Source organism: Candidatus Thiopontia autotrophica (assembly GCA_014384675.1).
GTDB lineage: Bacteria > Pseudomonadota > Gammaproteobacteria.
Genome location: JACNFK010000028.1, coordinates 23,698 through 46,653, shown reverse-complemented (window position 1 = coordinate 46,653; position 22,956 = coordinate 23,698). Strand labels below are relative to the sequence as shown.

Below are 22,956 nucleotides of genomic sequence, written 5' to 3'. Positions count from 1 at the left end.
TTTATTGATAGGGATGATTGCGTACCATTTTGTGTTGCGCCTGTTGGCGGAGAACGTGAAAGCTGTTGGGGGGTGATGGAAGATGAATAGATGGTGGCGTTTGGGAAGCGGGGAGAGGGAAAATGAGATCAGTTTACTGTAGAGGGGCGACTGGATTCTGGCTACTGATGAGTAGTTTTGCTGCTGTATCCGGTTTTCAGGAGGGGTTACAAGCGGCTAAACAAGGTGACTCCGAAACCGCACTGGCAGAGTGGCGCCCACTGGCTGAACAGGGGGACGCAGGTGCGCAGTTCAACCTTGGAGTGATGTACGACAATGGCAGAGGGGTTCCTGAGGATGACCAAGAGGCTGCGCGCTGGTTTCGCATGGCGGCTAGACAGGGGTTTGCGAAAGCGCAGTTCAACCTTGGGGTGATGTACGCCAAGGGCGAGGGGGTCCCCGAGGATTATGTGTTTGCCTATATGTGGTTGAATCTTGCCGTCGCATCTGGTGATAAAGACGCTACAAAAATTAGGGATCTCATAAGCCTCGAGATGACTGATTTCCAAATTGAAGAGGCGCAACGACTCTCTCGCTGAGGGAGAGCCAACTAGTTGTAACAGCCATCAGTAAAGAGTGTGGTGTTGTCTGCTACAACAACCATAACCGCCACAGTGAAAGACGGTTTGTCACCCCAAACCAGCGTCATACAGGAGAAGATGGAGATAACCAAGGAGAAATTGTCTGAGCTGTTGGGTGCTGATGTGGTGCTGGTTCACTCAACTTCATCCCCGGCGGGATGTTCAGTGGATAGCTCGATCCAGCGAAGGAACTTGTGACGACCTTTTTGTAGCTCATTCAGGTGTGCGTAAGTCTGTCTACCTGAGTAGAGTAGGGCTGCTATGCGGTCGAACTGGGAGTCAGGTAACCAAAGGTAAATGTTCCAGGCATTTTCCCCGCGCACTTTATCAATATGCCCAATATGATCTGGTGGGTCGTAGACGGGAAAACTCTCACCTCTTATCTTCCGCCACTTCTGGATGCCGTCTTTATCTAGGACTTTGTGGTCGGCTAGAGTGCTGCCAACGCTGTTACTGCCGCGGTCTTCCCCGTAGAGGGTGATGTAAAGTCGATCTCCGTCTCGTTCATCGGACTCAATGCACGTACCTTGGAGTTTGATGACTCTAAGGTAGTGGAAGACCTCCATCTCATCGTGTTGTTGATGACGGTTATCAATGTCGTGATTTATATTTGAGCTGAATAGCACGTCATATCGATCGATCTTCCCGAAGAAGACGTAGTATTTCGTAGCGACTTTATTCTTGGTGGGCAACTATCTATCCACCCGCTCCCTGTAGGATCATTTGGTTACGGGCACTTCAGCTTATGCAGCCCGCTTCATTAATTCAGCCAACACCTCATTAACTTCCGCAAAGGCATCAACCAACTTTTGATTACCAGAAAATGAGCTCAGAAGATCCTCATTTGAGAGAGACTCAACAGAGTCCAGATTACCTCTCAGGCTATCCAGCACCCCAGTAGAGAGATCTGTTTTAGCTTGCCCCTCAATAGCAAACGGCTCTATAGCAAACAGGTGAACAACTTTGCCCCGCTCTTTGGCTGTTTTAGCTAATAGCGGAGCAACAACAGTCCCTGTCTTACCCCCCATACCGGTAAGCACAATGAGAGTATCCGCTTGCTGATAGGCTGACTGGATCTGATCTAGTGACTGCTGAACTAAAGACTCAACTTGATCCTTCTGGTCACCAATAAACAGAGCACAATCAGCCTTAGACCTGTGCAGAGTCTGCAGGTCAGTATCGATCACAATCGTATCAGCACTTCTGACACCTGACTGAACCAGAAAATCTACAGTATTGATGCCAGCACACCCTACTCCAACAACTGCTGTATCGCTGGATGGAGCAAACCTTTGCAGAGAGATCTCAGGGCGATAGAACTCCGCATTGATCCTAGTGACCTTCTTACGCTCTCTTGGTTTTATTTCAGCCAACATCACTGATTGTTCATTAGTCAATCTGAACGGCTGAGGACACTTAGGTACAGGCCTACTCTTTGCAGTCATTGGCTGAGCAGCGGAGTTCTTAGGCAGCGCCCCCTCCTTAACTACAACATTGTCACGCTTTACTACCTTAGATCGCGGCAGAGTCCGCCTCTCAGTGTGAGTAGTTTGAAGCACTATAGAGATGACAAAGGCCGCAATGAAAGCCTGGTGCAGTGTGATCAAACCCACATAGAAGAAGCCAAGCATCATTCCAGAATAGAAGACCTGCTTGGCGTGAACACTTAACGCGGCATCGTTATTCATTCTAGTCATTATGCTTGATCCAGCCATGAAACAGCAAGTATTACAGATTGTTGCACAACGCTAAACAGACCTGCCCCAACAGCTAGTTTAGATAAAGCTACTACGGAGCATGGTAACCGTACACCACTGTTGACAGTAATTACAAGAAAACCACCCCCGTTACTGAGGGTGGTTGATTGAAGGTTAAGGTATAATAGCCGCAAGCCAGCGCGCTTAGGTTGTGTCTACTTTGTGTCTACTCAGTTTGTAAGTTATTGATGTATATTGTTGTGAATGATTGGATTTGTTCGGATGGATTCACTAAAAACAACAATAATATCAATTGGTTACATACCGTTTTTGCAGATTCGAATCCTTCCGGGCGCGCCAAATACCAAGGCTGCAAGTGCGTTGTAACCTATTAATGAAAGGAGTCTTTTTGAGGCTCCTTTTTTTGTGTCTACTTTTTCCTTCCGGGCGTGTGTCTACTTTGTGTCTACTTTTCGTAAACATGCTGTTTTTTACACATTCGCACTTTTTCGACACTTTTACCGCATTATTGGCGACAGACAGTGTCGCTTCGTTTCTCTATTATTGGTTGTCTAGGGTATGGCTAGTTTACTTACAGATATTTCACAGGTGGATGGCGGGTGCAGGTCTGAGAATCTGCTCAGCAAGGCGATGAAGATGGTGATGAGGCCTTCTGGTGCGAGGATTACGGTAATGGGTGTTGGTGGCGGTGGGCGCAATGCTATCCGTAATCTGATAGCCGGCGGCATCAGCAGGAGTGTAAGGCTAGTGGTAATTGATACTGATATCGGCAGTGATCTGGAGCGTTATTCCTGACTGTATTTAGGTATCAGCGTGCTCCGCTGGAGAGTTACCCCTGCCACCGATACCCAACTCCATGGACATTCTTGATCCCCTTGAATTTGAGGTCGATTTTCTGGAATTTTCTTCTGATCCGTCTGATGTGGCCGGTAACTGTGTTGGCCTCTACGTAGCGTTGACGGGTTATCCCCTTTAGCTCATCGTAGCTGCGTACCCGCCCCCGTTGTGAAGCCAGCAGGTTGAGGATGTAGAACTCTGTGAGGGTGAGATCTACTCTGTTGCCAAACCAGTGTACTGTCATCTGCTCTTCACTTATCCGCAGGCCGATCTGTGAGTAGGGGATTACCTCTACTGTGTTGTTGGTTCTGCTTTCGCTAATCTGGATCAAGGAGCGCACTCTCTCGGTAAGGTAGTCGAGGCCAACCGGTTTGCTCATAAAGTCCCAGGCGCCGAGTTTTAGTCCGGTTATCTTGTCCATTTCGCTATCTCTACCGGATATGAAGAGGGTCGGTTTTTCCGGAAAGAGGGTGTTTATCTTGCGGTGGAGATCAAAGCCGCCATCGGGCTGGTTCTTGAGCTGGATGTCGAGAATGGCAAGGTCCGGGGTCTCCTGGTTGAATGCATTCCAGGCGTCTTCTGCGTTGGTGAAAGGGGAGACCCGGTATCCCTTGTCTGCCAATACGTCTGCATAGTTGTCCAGTATGTCCCGGTCATCTTCTACGATTGCTATGTGATAGCTCATCTCTCTTCTCCCTCTATCTGTTTGCCTGACTCAATACTATTGGTATGTTGCGACGCTATGTGTCGTTAATTGCATAACGCAGAGGTTTGTCATTTGTTGCGCATTTTTCCGACATTAGTTGGTCACTACATCACCACTTTTAGCGCACGGTTTCGTCACTTTTGTCTGCTTCAATGGGGACTCTTCGTTGGTCACCACTTGGTGACTCCTCCTGTTGCCCTCCCTTGGTTGGGGAGGGCCTTTTTATTTGACTGCTTGGGGTGGTGTTATGAGAAGGGTGTTTCTGTTGTCGGTTTTGTGGATGGTTCTGTCAGGTGTCGCGGGTGCGGCAGAGCTGGTGAGGATGAATGATGTAAAGAGTGGCGAGTTGTTGCTGAAGACGGATCGCCCAAATGAGTATGAGGTTGCAACAATCATCTCGACAGATGTGGTTATAGATGTTGCAGGGCCGGTTGCCCGAACCAGGGTGAGACAGAAATTCAGTAACCCTGGTGATGGCTGGGTGGAGGGGGTGTATGCCTTCCCGCTACCGGAGACCGCAGCAGTTGATCACATGAGGATGATAGTTGGTGAGAGGATTATTGAGGGGATAATTCAGGAGAAGCAGCTGGCCAGAAAGATATACCAAAAAGCCAAGAGTGCAGGCAAGAGGGCATCACTGGTAGAGCAGGTCAGAGCGGACCTGTTTACCACTTCTGTCGCCAATATTGCCCCCCATGGCTCGGTTGAGATAGAGATTGAGTATCAGGAGCTGTTGAGTTGGGTGGATGGGAAGTTCTCAGTTCGTTATCCAATGGCTGTCACTCCCCGTTATCTGCCACCGGACAATCTGCAGGATGAGAGCAAGAGGGGTGAGTTGGTCGAATTGTTGCAACTGAATAGTGGATGGGGGGTTATGCCGGTTGCCAATGTGGATGGTAATGATGCCGGTGGGCGCTCGAAGAGTGATAACCCTCCAGTGTCGTTGACGGTAAACCTGAATGCCGGTTTTCCTCTGGACGAGATGGTCAGTCGCTACCACCAGGTGGTGAAGGAGATCCCGTCAGGCAGCGCTGGAGAGGGTAAAAGAAGGGTTACCCTGGATAGCGCAGATCATGCCATAGATCATGATTTTGTCCTCTACTGGAGGCCGAGGATTGGCAGTGCCCCACGGGCCGCATTCTTTACTGAACAGGGTAATGGGACAGAGCAGCACGGGCTGTTGATGGTGATGCCGCCACTCGATAGTGCCCTGGTCAAGGCTCCACCCCGAGAGCTGACCTATGTGATCGATACCTCGGGCTCAATGTCTGGTGAGTCGATCGAGCAGGCGAAGGATGCGCTGAGGAAGGCACTGGCCAGGCTTAACCCGGATGACACCTTTAATATTGTGGAGTTCAATAGTGAGGCAGACAGGCTTTTTGATGTCCCGTGGAGGGCAACACCGGAGGCGCTCAGGGTGGCCGACCTCTTTGTCTCCCGTCTTGATGCAGATGGCGGCACCGAGATGATGAAGGCGCTAAGGCTTGCCCTTGGGCAGCGCTCAAAGGGTGAGAGCGGTAGCGGTCATCTCGCTCAGGTAGTCTTTATTACCGATGGTGCGGTGGGTAATGAGGAGGAGCTGTTCCGTTACATAAACAATCACCTTGGGGATAGACGCCTCTTTACTGTGGGTATCGGCAGTGCGCCAAACAGCTACTTTATGCGCAAGTCTGCCAGTTTTGGGCGCGGCACCTTTACCTATATTGGTGATAATGGCGAAGTGGCAGAGAAGATGAACGCTCTGTTTACCAAAATGGAGCAGGCGGTACTGACCAATATTGAGGTAAGGCTGGAGGGGGTGGAGGGCGAGGTGGTGCAGATGCTGCCGGAGAGGGTGCCGGATCTCTATCGGGGCGAGCCGGTGGTGATCTCGATGAAGATGAGACAGATACCAACAAAGGCAGTTGTGAGCGGAACTCTGGGTGGCATGGAGTGGAGCAGTGAGGTCACCCTTGCGGGAGGTGCTGAGCAGTCTGGTCTGGGGGTGCTGTTTGGCAGAGGGATGATTGAGTCGTGGATGGACAGGAGGGTGGAGGGCGCGGATGAGGCGGATGTGCGCAATGCAATTATTCAGCTAGCCCACCGTTACCACCTGGTTAGCAAGTACACCAGTCTGGTGGCAGTTGACATGACCCCTGCAGACAAGTTGCGCGAGATTGAGCAGCATGAGGTGAGGATGAAACATAGCCTCTCACCGCTGAGACTGGCAAAAACCGCCACCAGCTCGGAGCTTCAGATGATGGGTGGGGCAGTGCTGTTGCTACTCTCTCTGTTGCTGTTGCGCAGAAGATCTGTGGCGTAGTGGGGATGCAGATGCGGGCTCGTACTGTTGTGGCGCTTCTCTCACTTGCTGTTGGCGGGGCGCTGTTTGGGAGTGGTCTCTGGATTCAGGCCAAGGCGGTTGTGGCACAGGGCTTGCTGGAGTTTGCCTGGAGTCAGACGGTTGTATCAGGCAAGCCATTCAAGCCCTGGCCGTGGGCCGACCACTGGCCGGTGGCCCGTCTTCTCTTTTCCGGGCAGGATGAGGATTACATTGTGTTGCGAGGGGATAGCGGCTCTTCCCTCGCTTTTGCCCCGGGCTGGAATATTCAGAGTGCTGCTCCGGGCGAGAGTGGGGTGATGATGATAAGTGCCCACCGGGACACCCATTTCAGGGTGCTGGAACGGGTTGATGTCGGGGATGAGATAACCCTGATCAACAGCAGGGGGAGGGGCGATCTCTATCGAGTGGTAGCGCTGGATGTGGTTGATTCCAGAGATGGCCAGATATTTAGTGATGACAGGATCAGTCAGCTTTTGCTGGTGACCTGCTACCCATTTAATGCGCTCTCTTCCGGAGGCCCATTGCGTTATGTGGTAAGGGCGGAGATGGTTATGTAGAGTTATGGGGGTTTGGGGGGCTATCAACGTGCAAAAAAGAGGTTATAAATAGACGCTATTTTACGTGCTTAAAAAATAGGCAATTCGCTTCTCTCTGAAAATAGTCTGGCAGATCTCTCTAAAATTATGGTTATCTACAACTTTATCCACAGATTGTGTGGAGAAGCCGGTTTCTCTTCAAAGATCCATCGGATTACAAAACAGATCAAGAAAGTAATTTATAAAGTGTTCGTAACCGACTGTTTTGCTATGATGCATACAATTAACTGATAAGAAAGCTCAACCTTTTTCTAACTTCTTGATTTGTCGTAAAACAGCCCTTTTTTGCTTGAAATCAATAATCAGGTTTTACTAATATCCACAGATAGATATGAGTACTAAAATGGATAGTGAGTGGTCTCTTTACCTGCTGGAGTGCGAGAATGGCTATCTGTATGCGGGCATCTCTACCGATGTGGAGCGCCGTTTTCTGCAACACCAGTCTGGAAAGGGGGCGAAATTCACCAGAATAAACAGACCTGTCCGGATTTTGGGACAGAAGAGCTTTTCCGGACGTAGCGAGGCATCAGTGGCGGAGGCTGCGCTGAAGCAGTTGTCTCGACAGCAGAAGCTGAGATGGGCAGCAGACAACTAATTCAGTGGTTTCCAGGCTTCCCATATTTGTTATGATTATGCGGTTCAGTTAATGGTCGACCGCATTGGTCCCCTCGCAATAATATGTTGTGAACCCCGTCAGGCCCGGAAGGGAGCAGCGGCAGCAGCGGATTTATGTGCCGAGGTGTGGCTGGTGCGGAAGGCCGCCTTTTTATTTTTGAATATATATTAAATGTCTTATCAGGTACTTGCGCGTAAATGGCGTCCCCGCAACTTTAGCGAGATGGTGGGACAGGAGCATGTGTTGCAGGCTCTTGTCAATGCGCTGGATCGTGACCAGCTGCATCACGCCTACCTCTTTACCGGTACCCGTGGTGTGGGCAAGACGACCATTGCCAGGATCTTTGCAAAATCACTTAACTGCGAAACCAATGGGGTTACCTCAACGCCGTGTGGTGAGTGCAATGCCTGTCGTGAGATTGATGAGGGGCGCTTTGTTGATCTGATCGAGGTTGATGCGGCATCTCGTACCAAGGTGGACGAGACTCGTGAATTACTGGATAACGTTCAGTATATGCCGACCAAGGGGCGCTATAAGGTCTATCTGATTGATGAGGTGCATATGTTCTCTAACCACAGTTTCAACGCTCTGTTGAAGACGCTGGAGGAGCCGCCACCACACGTCAAGTTCCTGTTGGCGACGACTGATCCGCAGAAGCTGCCGGTTACTATCCGTTCGCGCTGTCTGCAGTTTAATCTCAAGCGTATCTCCGAGGAGAGGATTGAGACCTATCTGGTGGATTTGATGGAGAAGGAGAGTGTAGCGATGGAGGGTGCTGCGCTGGCACCAATTGCCAGGGCGGCCGAAGGGAGTATGCGTGATGCCCTGAGCCTAGTTGACCAGGCAATTGCCTTTGGTGGTGGCACTCTGCGTGAGGCCGAAGTGGCCACAATGCTGGGCACCATTGAGCACCGTCAGCTGTTGCGGATTGTCGGAGCTCTCTCTGACAGTAATGGAGAGGTGTTGCTGCAGCAGGTAGAGGAGCTGGCGGAACAGGCAGTTGATTTTACTGCTGTGCTTGTGGAGCTGATTGCACAGCTGCACCAGATGGCACTGATACAGATGGTGCCAAGTGTGGCCACGGACCGTGGTGTTGATGCTGAGTGGGTGGAGTTGGCTCAGAGAATTTCACCTGAGGATCTACAGCTCTTTTATCAGATTGCTCTGACCGGGCGCAAGGATATGCCAATGGCAGCCAACCCCCGTAGCGGCCTGGAGATGGTGCTGCTGCGGATGCTGGCGTTTCGTCCAGTAACAGGGGCAACCGGGGGGGGTGGTGACGTAAAATCACAGAACAGTGTGGCCAGGAGTTCAGGCGGGAGTTCAGTCAAGAGTGCAACCACGGGCTCAGATGCAGTCAAAGCGGCTGCACCAGCTACAACTCCAACTACAATTGCCGATACCCCTTCAACGGCGACTCTCTCCACTGATGGATGGGAGCAGGTTGTAAAGGAGATTGGGGTAAAGGGGGCGGCAGGTCAGTTAGTCAGAAACAGTCTGTTCAGAGAGCAGGTGGGGGACAAGGTTGTGATTGAGATCCCGAAGAGAAGCGAGATGTTTCTGAATAGGGAGAGAGAGGAGCAGATAGGGGCTGCACTGTCTGCCTATATGAAGAGTGATATCAGCTTATCTATTGTTGTAAGCAAGGGTGATCTGGCTGATACGCCGGCCCTGCGCGCAGAGCAGAGGGAGGAGGTTGCCCGTTCCAGGGCGGAAGAGGTGATCATTCAGGATGAGGATTTTCAGTCTCTGCAGTCGGTATTTAATGGATCGGTTGTGAAAGATTCAATCAGGCCTGTCACAAATTAGTTTATGTTTTGGTTTATGTTGTCTATTTAACTTATTGTAAAATGTGCGGAGTATAGAATGAAAGGTGGTCTTGGTGGTCTGATGAAGCAGGCCCAGAAAATGCAGGAAGATATGCAGAAGGCTCAGGAAGAGTTGGCATCCAAAGAGGTAGAGGGGCAGTCTGGCGGTGGTCTGGTAAAGGTCACAATGACTGGTAGCCATGAGGTGCGTCGCGTGGTAATTGATGACTCTCTGGTTGGGGATGATAAGGATATGTTGGAGGATCTGGTGGCTGCTGCGGTAAATGATGCTGTCCACAAGGTTGAGGATAACAGCCGTGACATGATGTCCGGAATGACTGCCGGAATGAATCTGCCTGCAGGAATGAAGCTGCCGTTCTGATTCAAACCGTTTTATCTATCCTGTTTTATGTCTCTGATTGATGAACTGATCGATTCACTGCGCTGCCTGCCTGGGGTCGGCCCAAAGTCTGCACAGCGGATGGCGTACCATCTGCTGGAGCGTGATCGTGACGGGGGTCGCAGGATTGCACACGCCATCTCGGAGGCGGTTGAGCGCGTAGGACGCTGCCAAAGTTGCCGTACATTGAGCGAGGAGGATATCTGTCCTCAATGCTCTGATCGCAGACGTGACGACTCATTAATCTGCATCGTGGAGAGTCCGATGGATGTGTTGGCTCTGGAGCAGAGCGCCAGTTATCGTGGTCGTTACTTTGTATTGATGGGGCATCTCTCTCCACTGGACGGGATTGGGCCGGATGAGTTGGGTCTGGATATTCTGGACAGGCGTCTTGCCTCCGGTGATGTCAGGGAGGTTGTTCTGGCAACCAATACAACAGTTGAGGGGGAGGCGACAGCTCACTTTATAAGCGAGATGGCTCGGGCCAAGGGTATCCGTTCAACCCGTATTGCACATGGGGTCCCGCTTGGTGGCGAACTTGAGTATGTTGATAGCGGCACCCTTGGTCACGCTATGACAGGACGCCAGGAATATTGATGTCAGACGGCCGCCTGTGCAAGATTGCGATTACTTGAACCACTGTTACTTGCTTATTAGCTGGCGGTAGTTTTCCACTCTTCCCGCAGAGAGTTCCCCTGCGGTGACTGCCTCGCTAATTGCGCACCCGGGTTCGTTCAGATGACGACAGTTGCTGAAACGGCATCTGCCTGCGTACTCATCAAACTCTCTGAAGCCGTTGCGGATTGTCTCTTCGTCTAGATCCCAGATTCCGAACTCCCTTATTCCGGGGGAGTCGATAAGGCTACCTCCACCATTTAGTTGATAGAGGGTGGATACACTGGTGGTGTGTTTACCCTTGCTTATACCTGCCGAGAGTGCACCGATGGCAATCTCATGGTCGGGAAGCAGCTGTTTGATGATCGATGACTTGCCGGCCCCTGAAGGCCCTACCAGAACGCTGCTTTTGTCAGTCAGCTGCTGTTGTAGCGGCTCAATACCGTTACTGGTTTTTGTGCTGGTCCAGAGTATCTGAGTATCAAGGTTTCTGTAGTGATGTAGTTTCTCATCCATCTTGTCTCGGCTCTCTGCTGTAAGCAGGTCAGATTTGTTTATCACGATAATGGAGGCGATGCTGGTTGCTTCGGCTGCAACCATAATCTGGTCAATCTGCAGGAGATCAACGCCTGGCTCAGGCGCAGTGACAATAACTATCTGCTCGACATTTGCCGCTATCGGCTTTTTGCGCTGGTTGAAGGGGTCTGGACGGGCGAGCAGGCTTTTGCGCTCTTCGAGAGTGGTGATTACCCCTTCATTGTCTCCTGTAGGTTCCCAGGTTACCCAGTCTCCGATTGCCAGCGGAGGCAGTTTTTTGCGCTGGGCACAGCGGACAGTATTGGGATGGGTGTTGCTGAGTGAGGTGGCAACAATCAGGCGATCCCCCTGGCGGGTGATGATCTGCCCGGGGCTGGACATCCTACTTGACGTGATAGAAGGCCTTATTCATGTATTCGACAACATCATCCTGATCCTCGGGGAACCAGTCTGCACCAGCCCCGGTCATGGTGATGCACATGCTGACCTGACGTTTCAGGTCGAATATGGTTTTGAGTTTTGTATCCTCTTTCATGTATGGCTCGGTGCCATGGCAGCGTAGACATTCGGCATCATGCAGCTCCTGCCCATTTTCTGTGTCGGCTACTCCTGCTGTTGGAAGTAACAGGGTAAATAGAAGGGCCGATATTAGTTGTGTTGTTTTTGCCATTTTCAGATTTCCATCCATTTTGTAGTTATTTAATTATGTGGCTATTCTAACCTTCTAACCACTCTTTTCAAGGTGCGAGATTCTTACCGGTGCCGGAGGGTGTGAGTCATGGTAGGCCGAATAGAGGTGATCAGGAGTGACTGTTGCTGCATTCTCTCTGTAGAGGGCGACAAGTGCGCTGGTCAGGGCGCTGGCGTCGGCATGTTCGGCAGCAAAATCGTCAGCCTCAAACTCATGCTTTCTGGAATAGGCTGCCATTATTGGAGAGATCCAGAAAGAGAATGCAGGTGATGCCATCATAAAGAGCATCAGAGCAGCATGGCTCGATTTGGTGCTCATCCCCAGCCCCTGGTAGAACCAGGTCTGTTCAATTAGCCACCCCAGGATTGCGAGGGCAACAAGCGAGAGGGCGGCAGTCAGTATCAGCCGTTTTTTGATATGACCGTTTTTGAAGTGGCCGAGCTCGTGGGCAAGTACAGCCAGAATCTCTGCATGACTGAGGGTCTCCAGCAGGGTGTCGAAGAAGACGATCCTTCTCTTTTTGCCGAGTCCGGTGAAGTAGGCATTGCCATGTCCGGAGCGTTTGGAGCCATCCATTACAAAGATACCATCACAATCAAAACCAGCTGTCTGCAGCAGGTTTTCGATCTTCTCTGTCAGCTCTTCATTTTCCAGGGGGGTGAATTTATTGAAGATGGGGGCAAGAAATGTTGGCCAGGCCCAGATCATAAGCAGGGTGAACCCCATCCAGACAGCCCATACCTTGAGCCACCAGAGTGGGTCTGCCGCACTCATTAACCACAGAATAAGCATCAGCAGGGGGACACCAATCAGCAGGGAGAGTATCAGTTGCTTGATGATGTCGGTTATGTAGGTTGATACCGTGGTGCGATTAAAGCCGAAGCCAGCCTCCAGGTAGAATGTGTTGTAGATGGAGAATGGCATTCCCAGGATGCTGCTGATTATGGAGAATGAGAGAATGACACCAATGCCAAGATAGAGTAGCTCCATCTCGAATCCGTGCCAGCTCTGGTCAAGCCACTCCAGGCCACCACCAACCGTCCACCCAATTAGCAGTATGGTTCCATAGATCTGTTCAATCTGCCCCAGCTTCTGTTTGGCTGTAGTGTAGTCAGCCGCCTTATGATGCTCTTCAAGGGTCAGGGTGTCTGTAAAGTGGGATGGTACAGCGCTACGGTTTTTCTGTACTGATGCAATCTGTCTGCTTGAGAGCCACCACTCAATAAGCAGATGAACTGCAACCATGAGCAGAAACAGGGCGGTAAAAAGTTGTGCGGTTTCCAAATTGGTTCCTTGGTCTGTTTGATACAATCGGGATATTATAAAGAGGAAAGCGTGAGTAAGGAATATGGAAGAGAATCTAATCTGGGTTGATTTGGAGATGACGGGACTGTTGCCGGAGAGTGACACTATCATCGAGATCGCCACTATCGTAACGGACAAGAATCTGGAGGTGCTGGCTGAGGGGCCGGTATTTGCCATTACCCAGACAGAAGAGACAATTGCAGGGATGGACGAGTGGAATACCAGAACTCATGGTGAGTCTGGATTGATTCGCAGAATTCGCGGGGAGGGGGTCTCGATGAGAGAGGCCGAGCTCAAGACTCTGGAGTTTGTACGCAAATATACGGTTGAGGGGAAGTCACCGATGTGCGGTAACAGTATCTGCCAGGATCGCCGTTTTATGGCAAGAGAGATGCCGGAGTTGATGGGGTATTTTCACTACCGTAATCTTGATGTCAGCACGTTGAAGGAGTTGGCTCAGCGCTGGAGACCAGAGTTGCTGGATCAGTTTACAAAGAGTGGAGCACACACGGCACTGGCTGATATTCAGGAGTCGATTGAGGAGATGAAGTTTTATCGTCAGAATTTTATCTCTGGTGTCTGAGCGCTCTGTTGTTCAAGCGCCCAGGTAACATGCTCTCTCACTATCTCTGATGGGTGCTCAAGTTTATCTCTTAGCGCCATAGTTATCCCTGCATTCCCCCCTTTATGCATCTCGCAATTCCCGAGGGCAACTGCAATATTGCGCAACCACTGTTCGTGCCCTATACGGCGGATTGGTGACCCCTCCATCTTGCCGAGAAATCTCTCTTCGCTCCAGCTGAACAGCTCAAGCAGTTCTGGTGCATCAAGGCTGTGGCGGATCTTGAAGTCCGGCTCACTGCTGGGCAGTGCGAAGCGGTTCCATGGGCAGATAAGTTGACAGTCGTCACAGCCATATATTCTGTTCCCGATAGCCTTGCGAAACTCTACCGGTATTGAACCCTTGAGCTCGATTGTAAGGTAGGAGATACAGCGACGTGCATCCAGCTGGTAGGGGGCAATAATGGCCTGAGTCGGGCAGATGGTGATGCATTTGCTGCAGTCACCGCAGTGGTTGGTGGCGCTGCTGTCAGGTTCCAGCTCGAGGTCGGTATAGATCTCTCCAAGAAAAAACCATGAGCCACTTTTTTCGTGGATGAGGTTGGTGTGTTTGCCTATCCACCCGATACCACTGTTTTCTGCGATCCCTCTCTCCAGAACGGGAGCGCTGTCAACGAATACCCGATGCCCAAATGGTCCAATGGCCTCGCCGATTCTTTGCGCCAGTTTCGCCAGATGATTACGCATCACCTTGTGGTAGTCACGGCCAAGTGCATAGCGGGAGATAAAGCCCAGGCTGCATCGATTTATGATCTCCCATGAGTCGGCAGCATCTGGTGGCAGGTAGTTCATGCGAAAGGAGAGCAGGGAGAGGGTGCCGGGAATCAGCTCTTCCGGATGGCTACGTTTACTGCCATGACGCACCATGTACTCCATTTCGCCATGGAACCCTTGTGCTGTCCACTGCTGCAGAGCCTGTTCATGAGTACGAAGATCACGATGGGTTACCCCAAATCCCTGAAAACCGAGTTCGGTCGCCCACTGTCGAATTTCGTTTTTTAGTTGATTGGGATTCATGCTTACTTAGTACCTAAATCCTGCAAGTGCTCGCGCCTACTCTGCACAATCCCTTGATCCGTATAGCGATATTTTCTCCCTTGAGTATATCAATAAGTATACCGAGCGGTCGAAAATTCGCTCTACGAATCAATCTATTGCACATATCAGGCACGATCACTTGCAGGATTTAGGTAGTATAATGCGTTGCGATGATTCTTGAAATTGCAGATGAACAACAGATGGAGCAGTTTGGTGCGGCCTTTGCTACGCTGATCAAGCCGCCTGCATTGCTGTTTCTGCAAGGGGATCTGGGAATGGGCAAGACAACTTTCTCTCGTGGCTTTATCAGGGAGCTGGGACACCGGGGGAATGTGAAGAGTCCAACCTATACGCTTGTAGAGCCATACAAGTTGGCAGGATCCAGGGTCTACCATTTTGATCTCTATCGTCTCTGTGATTCTGAGGAGCTGGAGTTTATGGGGATAAGGGATTATCTGGAGGACTCCATTCTGCTTGTTGAGTGGCCGGATCGTGGGGTGGATATTCTGCCCGATCCAGACTTTTCCATCTCACTGGAGGAGTCTGGTGATGGCAGAAGAGCTCTTTGTGAGGGTGACCAAAAGCTGCTAGATGCGGTCAGGGAACAGTTTAAGCGGATGGTAGAGAGATAATGGACAGACGCGGTTTTCTGCAGATTGCAGGTGCTCTACCACTGCTGCATGCTCTTCCTTCCAAGGCTGGTGATATAACATCAATTTTTGGGATCCGCCTCTGGCCTGCGCCAGACCATACCAGGATTGTGTTGGATCTTGATAGTGAGGTTGAGTACAAGCTCTCCAAGAGCGGGAATCCGGGAAAGGTTATTCTCAAGCTGAAGAGAGCTCAGCCTGTGCTCTCTCTGGATGCAGTCGTGAAGGAGGATCCAAGGCTCAAGTCAGTTAAGACCTGGTCGGCACAGGGGGGGAATCAGTTTGTTGTCGAGTTTGTGCTCCTCAGGGGGGTTGAGGCACGATCGTTTGTTTTACCCCCAAATGAGAGTTATGGTCACCGTCTGGTGCTTGACCTCCATAATCTGGAGAGCAAGGTGGGGGTTGCCAAACCGGATCGCCAACAGAAATCGGGGAGTAGAAAGAGGCTGACGATTGCAATTGATGCCGGCCATGGCGGGGAGGATCCCGGTGCGGTCGGTCACAAGGGGACAAAGGAGAAGAGAATCGTATTGAGTGTCGCTCGCCGCCTGGAGAAGTTGATCAGTAAAGAGAGCGGGATGCGTGCGGTTATGATTCGCAAGGGAGACTATTACGTAAGCCTGGGGGGGCGTATCCGCAAGGCGAGAAAAAGTGGCGCGGATCTGTTGATATCGATCCATGCTGATGGTTTCAAGAAAAAATCGGCACACGGGGCATCGGTTTTCGTGCTTTCGGACAAGCGTGCATCATCGGAGATGGCGAGGTGGATGGCACGACGTGAGAACAGGTCTGACCGGATAGGTGGGGTGGACAGGAAGCGTGAGTCACGTGGTCTGGCATATGCACTTAGGGATATGGAGCGAGGTGCCAACCAGAAAATCAGTGTTGATCTTGCAGGGATTATTCTCCAGGAGCTGAAGAAGATTGGTGATCTTCATGGCAACAGAGTGCACAGAGCCAGCTTTGCTGTATTGAAGGCGCCTGATTTTCCGTCAATGTTGGTGGAGACCGGCTTTATCACCAACCCCAGAGAGGAGAGATTGTTACGCACATCTGCGCATCAGCAGAAGCTGGCTAATGCGATGATGAAGGCGGTACGTCAGTTTGCCGCAAAATATCCGTCACTTGGGGGCGGTAAATCTGTCAGGACAAATGCATCAATAAAGGGGAGAGAGTACCGGGTAAAGAGGGGGGACACGCTTAGTTCGATCTCAAAGAAGAGCGGGATCTCCCTGAGTAATATACGCAAGCTTAATCCCGGGTTGAGTGATATGTTAAGGATTGGTCAGAAGATAAGAATTCAGTAGTGATGACAGCAAGAATAAAAAAACTCTCTACCCAGCTCTCTAACCAGATAGCAGCTGGTGAGGTGGTTGAGCGCCCCGCTTCAGTGTTGAAAGAGTTGCTGGAGAATAGCATTGATGCGGAGGCAACTCGTATCTGGATTGATGTTGAGGAGGGAGGGCAGAGACTGATCAGAGTCAGGGATAACGGCAGAGGCATTGTCCAGGAAGATCTTGCGCTGGCGCTTGATCGCCATGCAACCAGCAAGATCGGAAGTGTGGATGATCTTGGACGAATTACTACATTAGGGTTTCGGGGAGAGGCACTACCGAGCATTGCATCAGTTTCTCGTCTGCAGCTGATCTCCCATTCTGTAGAAGATTCTCAGGGGTGGAGAGTGTCATCTGATGGCGGCCTGGAGTTGCAGTCCCCGCAACCCGACCCACATCCAGAGGGAACCACAGTAGAGGTGAGGGATCTATTCTTTAATACCCCGGCGCGCAGGAAATTCATGCGTACCGAGAAGACGGAGTTCCGCCACATGGAGGATGTGGTGAGGCGCATGGTGCTGGCTCACCCAGAGATTATGCTGGTACTGAAGCACAATGGGCGAGTGGTGCGGGAGTATCCATCTGGCGGCGGCCAGGATGAGTGGGAACGTAGAATTCAAGCTGTCCTGGGTGGTGACTTTGTTAATCATGCGCTCTACCTTGAGAGTGAGGTTTCAGGAATGGCGATCAAGGGGTGGGTCGCGCAGCCGGCCGCCTCCCGCAGTCAGCCTGATCAGCAGTTCTTTTTTGTGAATGGGAGAATGATCAAGGATCGTGTGGTTGTTCACGCAGTTCGTCAGGCCTACCAGGATGTCCTGTTTCATGGCCGCCATCCGGCCTATCTTCTGTTTTTAGAGATGGATCCCGAGATGGTGGATGTCAATGTTCACCCAACCAAACATGAGGTACGGTTCAGAGAGAGTCGACAGGTTCACGGTTTTCTTTTCAAGAGTGTGCGGGATGCGCTGGCTGCAGACCGCCCAGGCCACCCAGCATCGGCTGGGGCTAATGGTGTTGGAGAGGTGGTAGATCGGGAGACTGGAGAGCTGCAACAGCGATCTGCGGTAGAGCAGTCTGACCGTTGGGCCGAGATTGCGCAGCCGAAAAGCAGCTCTCTTGGTCTGCAGTTTGGGGCAGCCGGTTCTTCTGTAGTTGGGGAACGTCAAGCGCCAGACTATCCGGTGGATGAGAGATCTGGTGAATATCCGCTTGGCCATGCTGTAGCCCAGATTCATGGCATCTACATTCTTGCGGAAAACAGTGATGGCTTGATTATTGTCGATATGCATGCGGCCCACGAACGTATTACCTATGAGCGACTCAAGCAGGCTATTGCTGATGCCGGTATTCGCACCCAGCGTTTGTTGGTTCCGGTAACTGTCTCGATAAGTGAGAGGGAGGTGGAGATTGTAGAGCGGCAGCAGCCGCTATTCAGAAAGCTAGGATTGGAGGTTGAGTTGAGTGGTCCGCTATCAATGGCAGTCAGAGAGGTTCCGCTGTTGTTGGCAGATGTTGATGTGAAGCAGTTGGCAAGAGACCTGCTGGCCGACATGGTTGAGCATGAGAGCAGTGCGATGGTGGAGGAGAGAATAAACGAGGTGTTGGCCACTATAGCCTGTCATGGCTCTGTGCGTGCAGGGAGGCAGTTGACGATACCGGAGATGGATGCCTTGTTGAGGGATATGGAGCAGACTGAAAGAGGTGGTCAATGCAACCATGGTCGCCCAACCTGGGGGCAGTTGACACTGGATGAGCTGGATGGGCTCTTTCTCCGTGGGCAGTAGTGCAGGTTCTTCAGCTGAGCCGCTGGTTTTTCTGACCGGGCCAACGGCTGCCGGTAAAACGGATCTTGCTGTTGAGTTGGTGGAGAATTACCCATTTGAGATAATTAGCGTTGATTCTGCTCTGGTCTACAGGGGGATGGATATCGGTACTGCCAAGCCGGGCAGCGAGACATTGAGGCGTGCACCACACCGTCTGATTGATATCGTAGACCCAGCCGAGCCATATTCGGCAGCCCGTTTCAGGGATGATGCCCTGCAAGAGATTGAGGAGATCAGGGCAAACGGCAATATTCCTCTGTTGGTGGGCGGCACCATGCTCTATTTTCGGGCCCTTCAATTTGGCCTCTCTGTTCTACCAGAATCTGATCGCTCGGTGCGTCTGGAAATAGAAAAAGATATCAAAGACAAAGGGATAGAGAGGATATATAAACAGCTTTCTGATATTGATACAGTTGCAGCTGCGCGCATAAACAGAAATGATCCGCAGCGCATTATCCGTGCTCTTGAGGTTTACCGGATAAGCGGAGTACCCATGAGTGAACTGCAGCAACAGAAAAAAAGGGAGGGGTTAAACCCGGATGCACTGTTGATGGTTGCGATATCTCCTGACGATCGTTCACTTCTGCACAAGAGAATTGAGCAACGTCTATCCATCATGATGGAGTCAGGGTTTATCGAAGAGGTCGAGAGATTGAAAAGACGTAGAGATCTCTCTCTGGATACTCCGTCCATGCGCTCAGTTGGGTATAGGCAGGTGTGGGAGTATCTTGATGGGGTTATGGATAGGGAGGAGATGCTCTATAGGGCGGTGGTTGCAACAAGACAGCTTGCGAAGCGCCAGCTTACATGGCTACGTAACTGGCCAACAGATATCAAGTGGATGGAGCCTGAAGGTAACGGAATGGCTGAGTACATATTCAATAATGTCCGCAATAGGTGATTTTTATTCCCGCTAATTTTTGGTACACTGAATAGCCGAATTATAAAAACAATAAGAAAGGTGTGGAAAATGAGCACGAAAGCCAAACAGTTACAGGAACCATTCCTTAATGCACTTCGCAAGGAGAAGATACCCGTATCCATTTTTCTGGTTAATGGAATCAAGCTACAGGGACATATTGACTCCTTTGATCAGTTTGTCATACTGCTCAAGAGTGCCGTGAGTCAGATGGTTTACAAGCATGCTGTTTCTACAATTGTCCCTTCCAGACCAGTAACCATTGATTACGAGGAAGAAGAGTAATCTCCTTATAACGTTTGGCCCAGTTTTTTGAACGCCATCAGGGTGGTGATCGTGCCCTGTTGGTTCATCTTGATCTGCATGAAATAAATCCGTATGAGATTGTCGAGGAGTTTGAGCTTCTTGCCGATTCTGCTGGTGCTGAGATTATCCATACAATTGTAGTAAAGCGAAATTCCATTGATTCCAAATATTTTATCGGCAGTGGCAAGGCGGAGGAGATAAAGGGGATTGTGGCTGCTGAAGATGTGGATATGGTTATATTCAACCATGCACTGGCTCCAGCCCAAGAGCGTAATCTGGAAGAGCTGTTTCAGTGTCGTGTACTGGATCGTACAACACTTATTCTGGATATTTTCGCTCAGCGTGCCCGTTCTCATGAGGGCAAGTTGCAGGTTGAGCTGGCTCAACTGCGCCACCTCTCAACCAGGTTGATTAGAGGATGGACTCATCTGGAGAGGCAGAAGGGTGGTATTGGTCTGCGCGGCCCTGGCGAGACCCAGCTGGAGAGTGACCGTCGCATGATTGCCCAGCGCATCAAACAGATTACCAAACGGCTGGAGAAGGTAGATGCCACCCGTTCACTGGGGCGTCGCTCCAGACAGCGAGCAACAGTTCCCACTATATCCCTGGTCGGTTATACCAATGCCGGCAAATCAACACTTTTTAACTACCTTACCGACGAGAATATATACGTTGCGGATCAGCTGTTCGCAACACTTGATCCAACTCTGCGCAGCATCAAGCTTCCTGGTGGAATAAAGGTGGTGTTTGCAGATACGGTAGGGTTTATCAGGGATCTGCCACATGATCTGGTCAAGGCATTTCGTTCTACTCTGGTTGAAACCTGTGAGGCCGATCTGCTGCTTCATGTTATTGATGCAGTCCATGAGGACTCTCAAGACCATATTGGACAGGTTAATGAGGTGCTTTCACAGATAGGGGCAGACCAGGTGCCGCAAATTGAGGTCTACAATAAAATTGACCTTGCCGACTCACTGGGACCTCGGGTTGATCGTAATGCAGATGGTGAGGTGACTCGTGTCTGGATATCTGCCAAGAGCGGTGAGGGGGTTGATCTGTTGCTGGATATTCTTACCGAACGCTTCTGTGGAGAGTCGATTTGCGGTACTGTTATGCTCGATTCTCATGAAGGAAAACTGCACGCAAATCTGCATCAGGAGGGTGGTGTTGTTGCGGAATCATTTCTTGATGACGGTGGATGGAAGATGGAGGTTGAACTCCCGCGCAAAACACTGGATCATCTACAGCTTCTTGAGAGAGTTAGTAATAGTCGATAATAGTAAATTCAGAAAACACTACCAGGGAAGCAGAGCAGGAAATAAATTCCTGCGGTTATATAAGGACATTACATGAAAGATAAAGTGATACAGAGTCAATCTGTAACAGCAGGAAAAACAGAGATGGGATGGGACGATGATTCCGGTCGTAAACGGCCAGGGAACAGTGACCCATGGGGGGGCGGCAAGAATAGCCAGCAACCACCCGACCTCGATGAGGTGATAAAGAAGCTGCAGGGATCAATCTCCCAGATTTTTGGAGGCAAGGGTTCAGGCGGAGGCGGCAGTACCTCACCTTCCGGCAAGAGTGGTGGCGGCGGCATGATAGGGGCAGGAACCATAGTTGGTCTATTGGTGGCAGTCTGGATGCTGTCCGGTATCTATATTGTTGATCCGGCAGAACGTGGGGTTGAACTCTACTTTGGAAAATATTTCACCAGTACGATGCCTGGACCACACTGGGTTCCACCATACCCAATTGCCAGCGTTGAGAAGGTTAATGTCGAGGAGATTCGTAATATCGAGATTGGGTATCGCTCTCGAGGCGGTACTCAGTCAGTCGGTTCGGTTCCACGTGAATCTCTGATGCTGACCAAGGATGAGAATATTATCGATATCAAGTTCGCAGTCCAGTACCGGGTAAAGGATGCCAAGAACTACCTGTTCAGTGTTCTAAATCCTGACCTGACCCTGCGCCAGGCCACAGAGAGTGCTGTGCGTGATGTTATCGGCAAGAGCAATATGGATTATGTCTTGACCGAAGGACGAGCAGATATCGCCTCTCGCGCACGTGATCTGATTCAGATTATTACCGATCGTTATAATACCGGTCTGGATGTCACCACCGTGAATATGCAGGATGCTCAGCCACCCGACCAGGTACAGGGATCATTTGCAGATGTGGTCAAGGCACGTGAGGATAAACAGCGTCTGATCAATGAATCTGAGGCATACAGTAATGACATTATTCCCAGGGCACGTGGTGCATCAGCACGAATTGTGGCTGAGGCAGAGGCCTATCGTGAACAGGTCATAGTGAGGGCGGATGGTGAGGCTTCTCGTTTTAATCAGGTTCTTGCCGAATATGAGAAGGCTCCTGAGGTAACACGCAAAAGGCTCTATATAGACTCAATGGAGACTGTTCTATCTCGCTCCAGCAAGGTGATGATCGATGTGGATAGTGGTAATAGTCTGCTGTATCTGCCACTGGACAAGATGGTGCAACGTGGCACTACGACACGAACCTCATCCCCGGCAGGATCTGTGGTAAACAAGGTTCGCACAACCCGTGATAGTGGCGGCTCACCTTCACGCCCTGACCAGCGTAGTAGAGGACGATAATCATGAATGGAATCAAGATAGTTTTAGGAGTAGTGGTTGTCGCACTGATTACTTTTTCGATGTCAGCATTTATAGTTGATGAGCGTGAGTTGGTCATCAAATTCAGACTGGGCGAAATTGCAGAGACGGATTACAAGCCGGGCATCCATTTTCAGATCCCTATCGTCAATAATATACGCAAGTTTGATAAACGTATTCAGACCCTGGATGCAGATCCAGAACGTTATCTCACGGCCGAGAAGAAGAACGTGCAGGTTGACTCATTCGTGAAATGGCGCATTGTGGATGTTGAGACCTTTTTCAAGTCAGTTGGCGGTGATTTCTGGGTTGCAAACCAGCGCCTCTCCCAGGTAGTCAAGGATGGTCTGCGTGGGGAGTTTGGTAAACGTTCAGTTCAGGAGGTTATCAGTGGTGAGCGTGACGAGATCATGGCAGCCATTACTGCAAGTGCTGGGATTCAGGCCAAAGCCTTCGGGATTGAGGTGGTTGATGTCAGAATCAAGCGTGTTGACCTGCCACAGGAGGTGAGCAACTCTGTATTCAGACGCATGGAGGCAGAGCGTGATCGAATTGCCAAGGAGTTCCGTTCCGAAGGTTCAGAGGCTGCCGAGCGAATTCGTGCAGAGGCTGATCGGCAGCGCACGGTGATTATTGCCGAGGCCAACCAGAAGGCAGAGAAGATGCGAGGTGAGGGAGATGCCAAGGCAACGGAAATTTATGCCACTGCCTATAACAAGGATCCAGAGTTCTACGCCTTCTATCGTAGTTTAGGGGCGTACGAGAAAACTTTCAGCAGTCAGGGTGATCTGCTGGTTCTTGAACCGGATAGTGAGTTCTTCCAGTATTTTAACGGCAAGGTGACCAAGTAGCCAATA

Annotated in this window: 24 protein-coding genes and 1 other RNA gene; 18 read left to right on the top strand and 7 right to left on the bottom strand. The window is 50.7% G+C overall.

Features of this window, described 5'->3' with window-relative positions:
- The first annotated feature begins 122 nt into the window (after positions 1–122).
- A complete protein-coding gene (locus H8D24_05700) occupies positions 123–578 on the top strand; it encodes a sel1 repeat family protein (GenBank protein MBC8519881.1) in 456 nt (151 codons plus the stop codon).
- Between the two features lie 176 nt (positions 579–754).
- Here the strand turns inward: H8D24_05700 and H8D24_05695 are convergent, their stop codons facing one another.
- Both H8D24_05695 and H8D24_05690 read right to left on the bottom strand, forming a co-directional pair.
- Positions 755–1,312, bottom strand: a complete 558-nt coding sequence (locus H8D24_05695; protein ID MBC8519880.1) for a hypothetical protein — start codon at positions 1,310–1,312, stop codon at positions 755–757.
- 51 nt (positions 1,313–1,363) lie between these two features.
- Positions 1,364–2,308 carry a hypothetical protein gene (locus H8D24_05690; GenBank protein MBC8519879.1) on the bottom strand — a complete coding sequence of 315 codons (945 nt, stop codon included), beginning with the start codon at positions 2,306–2,308 and terminating at the stop codon, positions 1,364–1,366.
- Between the two features lie 588 nt (positions 2,309–2,896).
- On the opposite strand from H8D24_05690, the gene H8D24_05685 reads away from it, so the two are divergent.
- A complete protein-coding gene (locus tag H8D24_05685; GenBank protein MBC8519878.1) occupies positions 2,897–3,133 on the top strand; it encodes a hypothetical protein in 237 nt (78 codons plus the stop codon).
- 34 nt (positions 3,134–3,167) lie between these two features.
- Here the strand turns inward: H8D24_05685 and H8D24_05680 are convergent, their stop codons facing one another.
- Positions 3,168–3,860, bottom strand: coding sequence for a response regulator (locus H8D24_05680; protein ID MBC8519877.1), 693 nt, complete (start codon positions 3,858–3,860; stop codon positions 3,168–3,170).
- 268 nt (positions 3,861–4,128) lie between these two features.
- Here H8D24_05680 and H8D24_05675 point away from each other — a divergent pair, with 268 nt between their 5' ends.
- From H8D24_05675 to recR, 7 genes are all read left to right on the top strand, one after another.
- Entirely contained in the window at positions 4,129–6,183 is a 2,055-nt protein-coding gene (locus H8D24_05675) for a marine proteobacterial sortase target protein (GenBank protein MBC8519876.1), read from the top strand.
- A gap of 11 nt (positions 6,184–6,194) precedes the next feature.
- Complete coding sequence (locus tag H8D24_05670) at positions 6,195–6,761, top strand: class GN sortase (GenBank protein MBC8519875.1); 567 nt, start codon at positions 6,195–6,197, stop codon at positions 6,759–6,761.
- A 370-nt stretch (positions 6,762–7,131) separates the two neighbouring features.
- Positions 7,132–7,395 (top strand): GIY-YIG nuclease family protein, encoded by a 264-nt coding sequence (locus H8D24_05665; protein ID MBC8519874.1) that lies wholly within the window; start codon positions 7,132–7,134, stop codon positions 7,393–7,395.
- A gap of 62 nt (positions 7,396–7,457) precedes the next feature.
- Positions 7,458–7,554, top strand: an RNA gene (gene ffs / locus H8D24_05660) — signal recognition particle sRNA small type.
- A 33-nt stretch (positions 7,555–7,587) separates the two neighbouring features.
- Positions 7,588–9,225: a DNA polymerase III subunit gamma/tau gene (gene dnaX / locus H8D24_05655; GenBank protein MBC8519873.1), complete on the top strand. Its 1,638-nt coding sequence runs from the start codon at positions 7,588–7,590 to the stop codon at positions 9,223–9,225.
- A gap of 57 nt (positions 9,226–9,282) precedes the next feature.
- Positions 9,283–9,606, top strand: a complete 324-nt coding sequence (locus tag H8D24_05650) for a YbaB/EbfC family nucleoid-associated protein (GenBank protein MBC8519872.1) — start codon at positions 9,283–9,285, stop codon at positions 9,604–9,606.
- 27 nt (positions 9,607–9,633) lie between these two features.
- Positions 9,634–10,221, top strand: a complete 588-nt coding sequence (recR, locus tag H8D24_05645; protein MBC8519871.1) for a recombination protein RecR — start codon at positions 9,634–9,636, stop codon at positions 10,219–10,221.
- A gap of 45 nt (positions 10,222–10,266) precedes the next feature.
- On the opposite strand, the gene rsgA is transcribed toward recR, so the two are convergent.
- From rsgA to H8D24_05630, 3 genes are read right to left on the bottom strand one after another with little or no spacing between them, the layout of a single operon-like run.
- Positions 10,267–11,157, bottom strand: a complete 891-nt coding sequence (gene rsgA / locus H8D24_05640; protein MBC8519870.1) for a ribosome small subunit-dependent GTPase A — start codon at positions 11,155–11,157, stop codon at positions 10,267–10,269.
- A 1-nt stretch (position 11,158) separates the two neighbouring features.
- Positions 11,159–11,446 (bottom strand): cytochrome c, encoded by a 288-nt coding sequence (locus H8D24_05635; protein MBC8519869.1) that lies wholly within the window; start codon positions 11,444–11,446, stop codon positions 11,159–11,161.
- Positions 11,447–11,500: 54 nt separating this feature from the next.
- Positions 11,501–12,712 (bottom strand): M48 family metallopeptidase, encoded by a 1,212-nt coding sequence (locus tag H8D24_05630; protein MBC8519868.1) that lies wholly within the window; start codon positions 12,710–12,712, stop codon positions 11,501–11,503.
- 103 nt (positions 12,713–12,815) lie between these two features.
- Here H8D24_05630 and orn point away from each other — a divergent pair, with 103 nt between their 5' ends.
- The gene (gene orn, locus H8D24_05625) at positions 12,816–13,355 is read left to right on the top strand and encodes an oligoribonuclease (protein ID MBC8519867.1); all 540 of its coding nucleotides are present in this window, start codon (positions 12,816–12,818) and stop codon (positions 13,353–13,355) included.
- Here the strand turns inward: orn and queG are convergent.
- Positions 13,331–14,410: a tRNA epoxyqueuosine(34) reductase QueG gene (gene queG / locus H8D24_05620; GenBank protein MBC8519866.1), complete on the bottom strand. Its 1,080-nt coding sequence runs from the start codon at positions 14,408–14,410 to the stop codon at positions 13,331–13,333. The two genes, orn and queG, sit on opposite strands and share 25 nt — an antisense overlap.
- A gap of 191 nt (positions 14,411–14,601) precedes the next feature.
- On the opposite strand from queG, the gene tsaE reads away from it, so the two are divergent.
- The 8 genes from tsaE to hflC all read left to right on the top strand — a co-directional run bounded on the left by tsaE (position 14,602) and on the right by hflC (position 22,950).
- Positions 14,602–15,063, top strand: coding sequence for a tRNA (adenosine(37)-N6)-threonylcarbamoyltransferase complex ATPase subunit type 1 TsaE (tsaE, locus tag H8D24_05615; GenBank protein ID MBC8519865.1), 462 nt, complete (start codon positions 14,602–14,604; stop codon positions 15,061–15,063).
- Positions 15,063–16,388, top strand: coding sequence for an N-acetylmuramoyl-L-alanine amidase (locus tag H8D24_05610; GenBank protein MBC8519864.1), 1,326 nt, complete (start codon positions 15,063–15,065; stop codon positions 16,386–16,388). The genes tsaE and H8D24_05610 overlap by 1 nt, the downstream gene beginning before the upstream one ends.
- A 2-nt stretch (positions 16,389–16,390) precedes the next feature.
- Positions 16,391–18,199 carry a DNA mismatch repair endonuclease MutL gene (gene mutL, locus H8D24_05605; protein MBC8519863.1) on the top strand — a complete coding sequence of 603 codons (1,809 nt, stop codon included), beginning with the start codon at positions 16,391–16,393 and terminating at the stop codon, positions 18,197–18,199.
- Positions 18,174–19,139: a tRNA (adenosine(37)-N6)-dimethylallyltransferase MiaA gene (gene miaA, locus H8D24_05600; protein MBC8519862.1), complete on the top strand. Its 966-nt coding sequence runs from the start codon at positions 18,174–18,176 to the stop codon at positions 19,137–19,139. The genes mutL and miaA overlap by 26 nt, the downstream gene beginning before the upstream one ends.
- Positions 19,140–19,208: 69 nt before the next feature.
- Positions 19,209–19,442, top strand: a complete 234-nt coding sequence (gene hfq / locus H8D24_05595; GenBank protein MBC8519861.1) for an RNA chaperone Hfq — start codon at positions 19,209–19,211, stop codon at positions 19,440–19,442.
- A gap of 14 nt (positions 19,443–19,456) precedes the next feature.
- The gene (gene hflX, locus H8D24_05590) at positions 19,457–20,740 is read left to right on the top strand and encodes a GTPase HflX (GenBank protein ID MBC8519860.1); all 1,284 of its coding nucleotides are present in this window, start codon (positions 19,457–19,459) and stop codon (positions 20,738–20,740) included.
- Positions 20,741–20,863: 123 nt separating this feature from the next.
- On the top strand, positions 20,864–22,081 hold the full coding sequence (hflK, locus tag H8D24_05585; protein MBC8519859.1) for an FtsH protease activity modulator HflK: 1,218 nt from the start codon (positions 20,864–20,866) through the stop codon (positions 22,079–22,081).
- A 2-nt stretch (positions 22,082–22,083) separates the two neighbouring features.
- Positions 22,084–22,950, top strand: a complete 867-nt coding sequence (hflC, locus tag H8D24_05580; GenBank protein MBC8519858.1) for a protease modulator HflC — start codon at positions 22,084–22,086, stop codon at positions 22,948–22,950.
- Positions 22,951–22,956 lie beyond the last annotated feature (6 nt).

Bases quoted from the DNA above. Each gene is read 5' to 3' on its own strand.
- H8D24_05700 (MBC8519881.1), top strand. From the start codon at position 123: ATGAGATCAGTTTACTGTAGAGGGGCGACTGGATTCTGGCTACTGATG.
- H8D24_05690 (MBC8519879.1), bottom strand. From the start codon at position 2,308: ATGAATAACGATGCCGCGTTAAGTGTTCACGCCAAGCAGGTCTTCTAT.
- H8D24_05685 (MBC8519878.1), top strand. From the start codon at position 2,897: ATGGCTAGTTTACTTACAGATATTTCACAGGTGGATGGCGGGTGCAGG.
- H8D24_05680 (MBC8519877.1), bottom strand. From the start codon at position 3,860: ATGAGCTATCACATAGCAATCGTAGAAGATGACCGGGACATACTGGAC.
- H8D24_05675 (MBC8519876.1), top strand. From the start codon at position 4,129: ATGAGAAGGGTGTTTCTGTTGTCGGTTTTGTGGATGGTTCTGTCAGGT.
- H8D24_05670 (MBC8519875.1), top strand. From the start codon at position 6,195: ATGCGGGCTCGTACTGTTGTGGCGCTTCTCTCACTTGCTGTTGGCGGG.
- H8D24_05665 (MBC8519874.1), top strand. From the start codon at position 7,132: ATGAGTACTAAAATGGATAGTGAGTGGTCTCTTTACCTGCTGGAGTGC.
- dnaX (MBC8519873.1), top strand. From the start codon at position 7,588: ATGTCTTATCAGGTACTTGCGCGTAAATGGCGTCCCCGCAACTTTAGC.
- H8D24_05650 (MBC8519872.1), top strand. From the start codon at position 9,283: ATGAAAGGTGGTCTTGGTGGTCTGATGAAGCAGGCCCAGAAAATGCAG.
- recR (MBC8519871.1), top strand. From the start codon at position 9,634: ATGTCTCTGATTGATGAACTGATCGATTCACTGCGCTGCCTGCCTGGG.
- rsgA (MBC8519870.1), bottom strand. From the start codon at position 11,157: ATGTCCAGCCCCGGGCAGATCATCACCCGCCAGGGGGATCGCCTGATT.
- H8D24_05635 (MBC8519869.1), bottom strand. From the start codon at position 11,446: ATGGCAAAAACAACACAACTAATATCGGCCCTTCTATTTACCCTGTTA.
- H8D24_05630 (MBC8519868.1), bottom strand. From the start codon at position 12,712: ATGGTTGCAGTTCATCTGCTTATTGAGTGGTGGCTCTCAAGCAGACAG.
- orn (MBC8519867.1), top strand. From the start codon at position 12,816: ATGGAAGAGAATCTAATCTGGGTTGATTTGGAGATGACGGGACTGTTG.
- queG (MBC8519866.1), bottom strand. From the start codon at position 14,410: ATGAATCCCAATCAACTAAAAAACGAAATTCGACAGTGGGCGACCGAA.
- tsaE (MBC8519865.1), top strand. From the start codon at position 14,602: ATGATTCTTGAAATTGCAGATGAACAACAGATGGAGCAGTTTGGTGCG.
- H8D24_05610 (MBC8519864.1), top strand. From the start codon at position 15,063: ATGGACAGACGCGGTTTTCTGCAGATTGCAGGTGCTCTACCACTGCTG.
- mutL (MBC8519863.1), top strand. From the start codon at position 16,391: ATGACAGCAAGAATAAAAAAACTCTCTACCCAGCTCTCTAACCAGATA.
- miaA (MBC8519862.1), top strand. From the start codon at position 18,174: ATGGGCTCTTTCTCCGTGGGCAGTAGTGCAGGTTCTTCAGCTGAGCCG.
- hfq (MBC8519861.1), top strand. From the start codon at position 19,209: ATGAGCACGAAAGCCAAACAGTTACAGGAACCATTCCTTAATGCACTT.
- hflK (MBC8519859.1), top strand. From the start codon at position 20,864: ATGGGATGGGACGATGATTCCGGTCGTAAACGGCCAGGGAACAGTGAC.
- hflC (MBC8519858.1), top strand. From the start codon at position 22,084: ATGAATGGAATCAAGATAGTTTTAGGAGTAGTGGTTGTCGCACTGATT.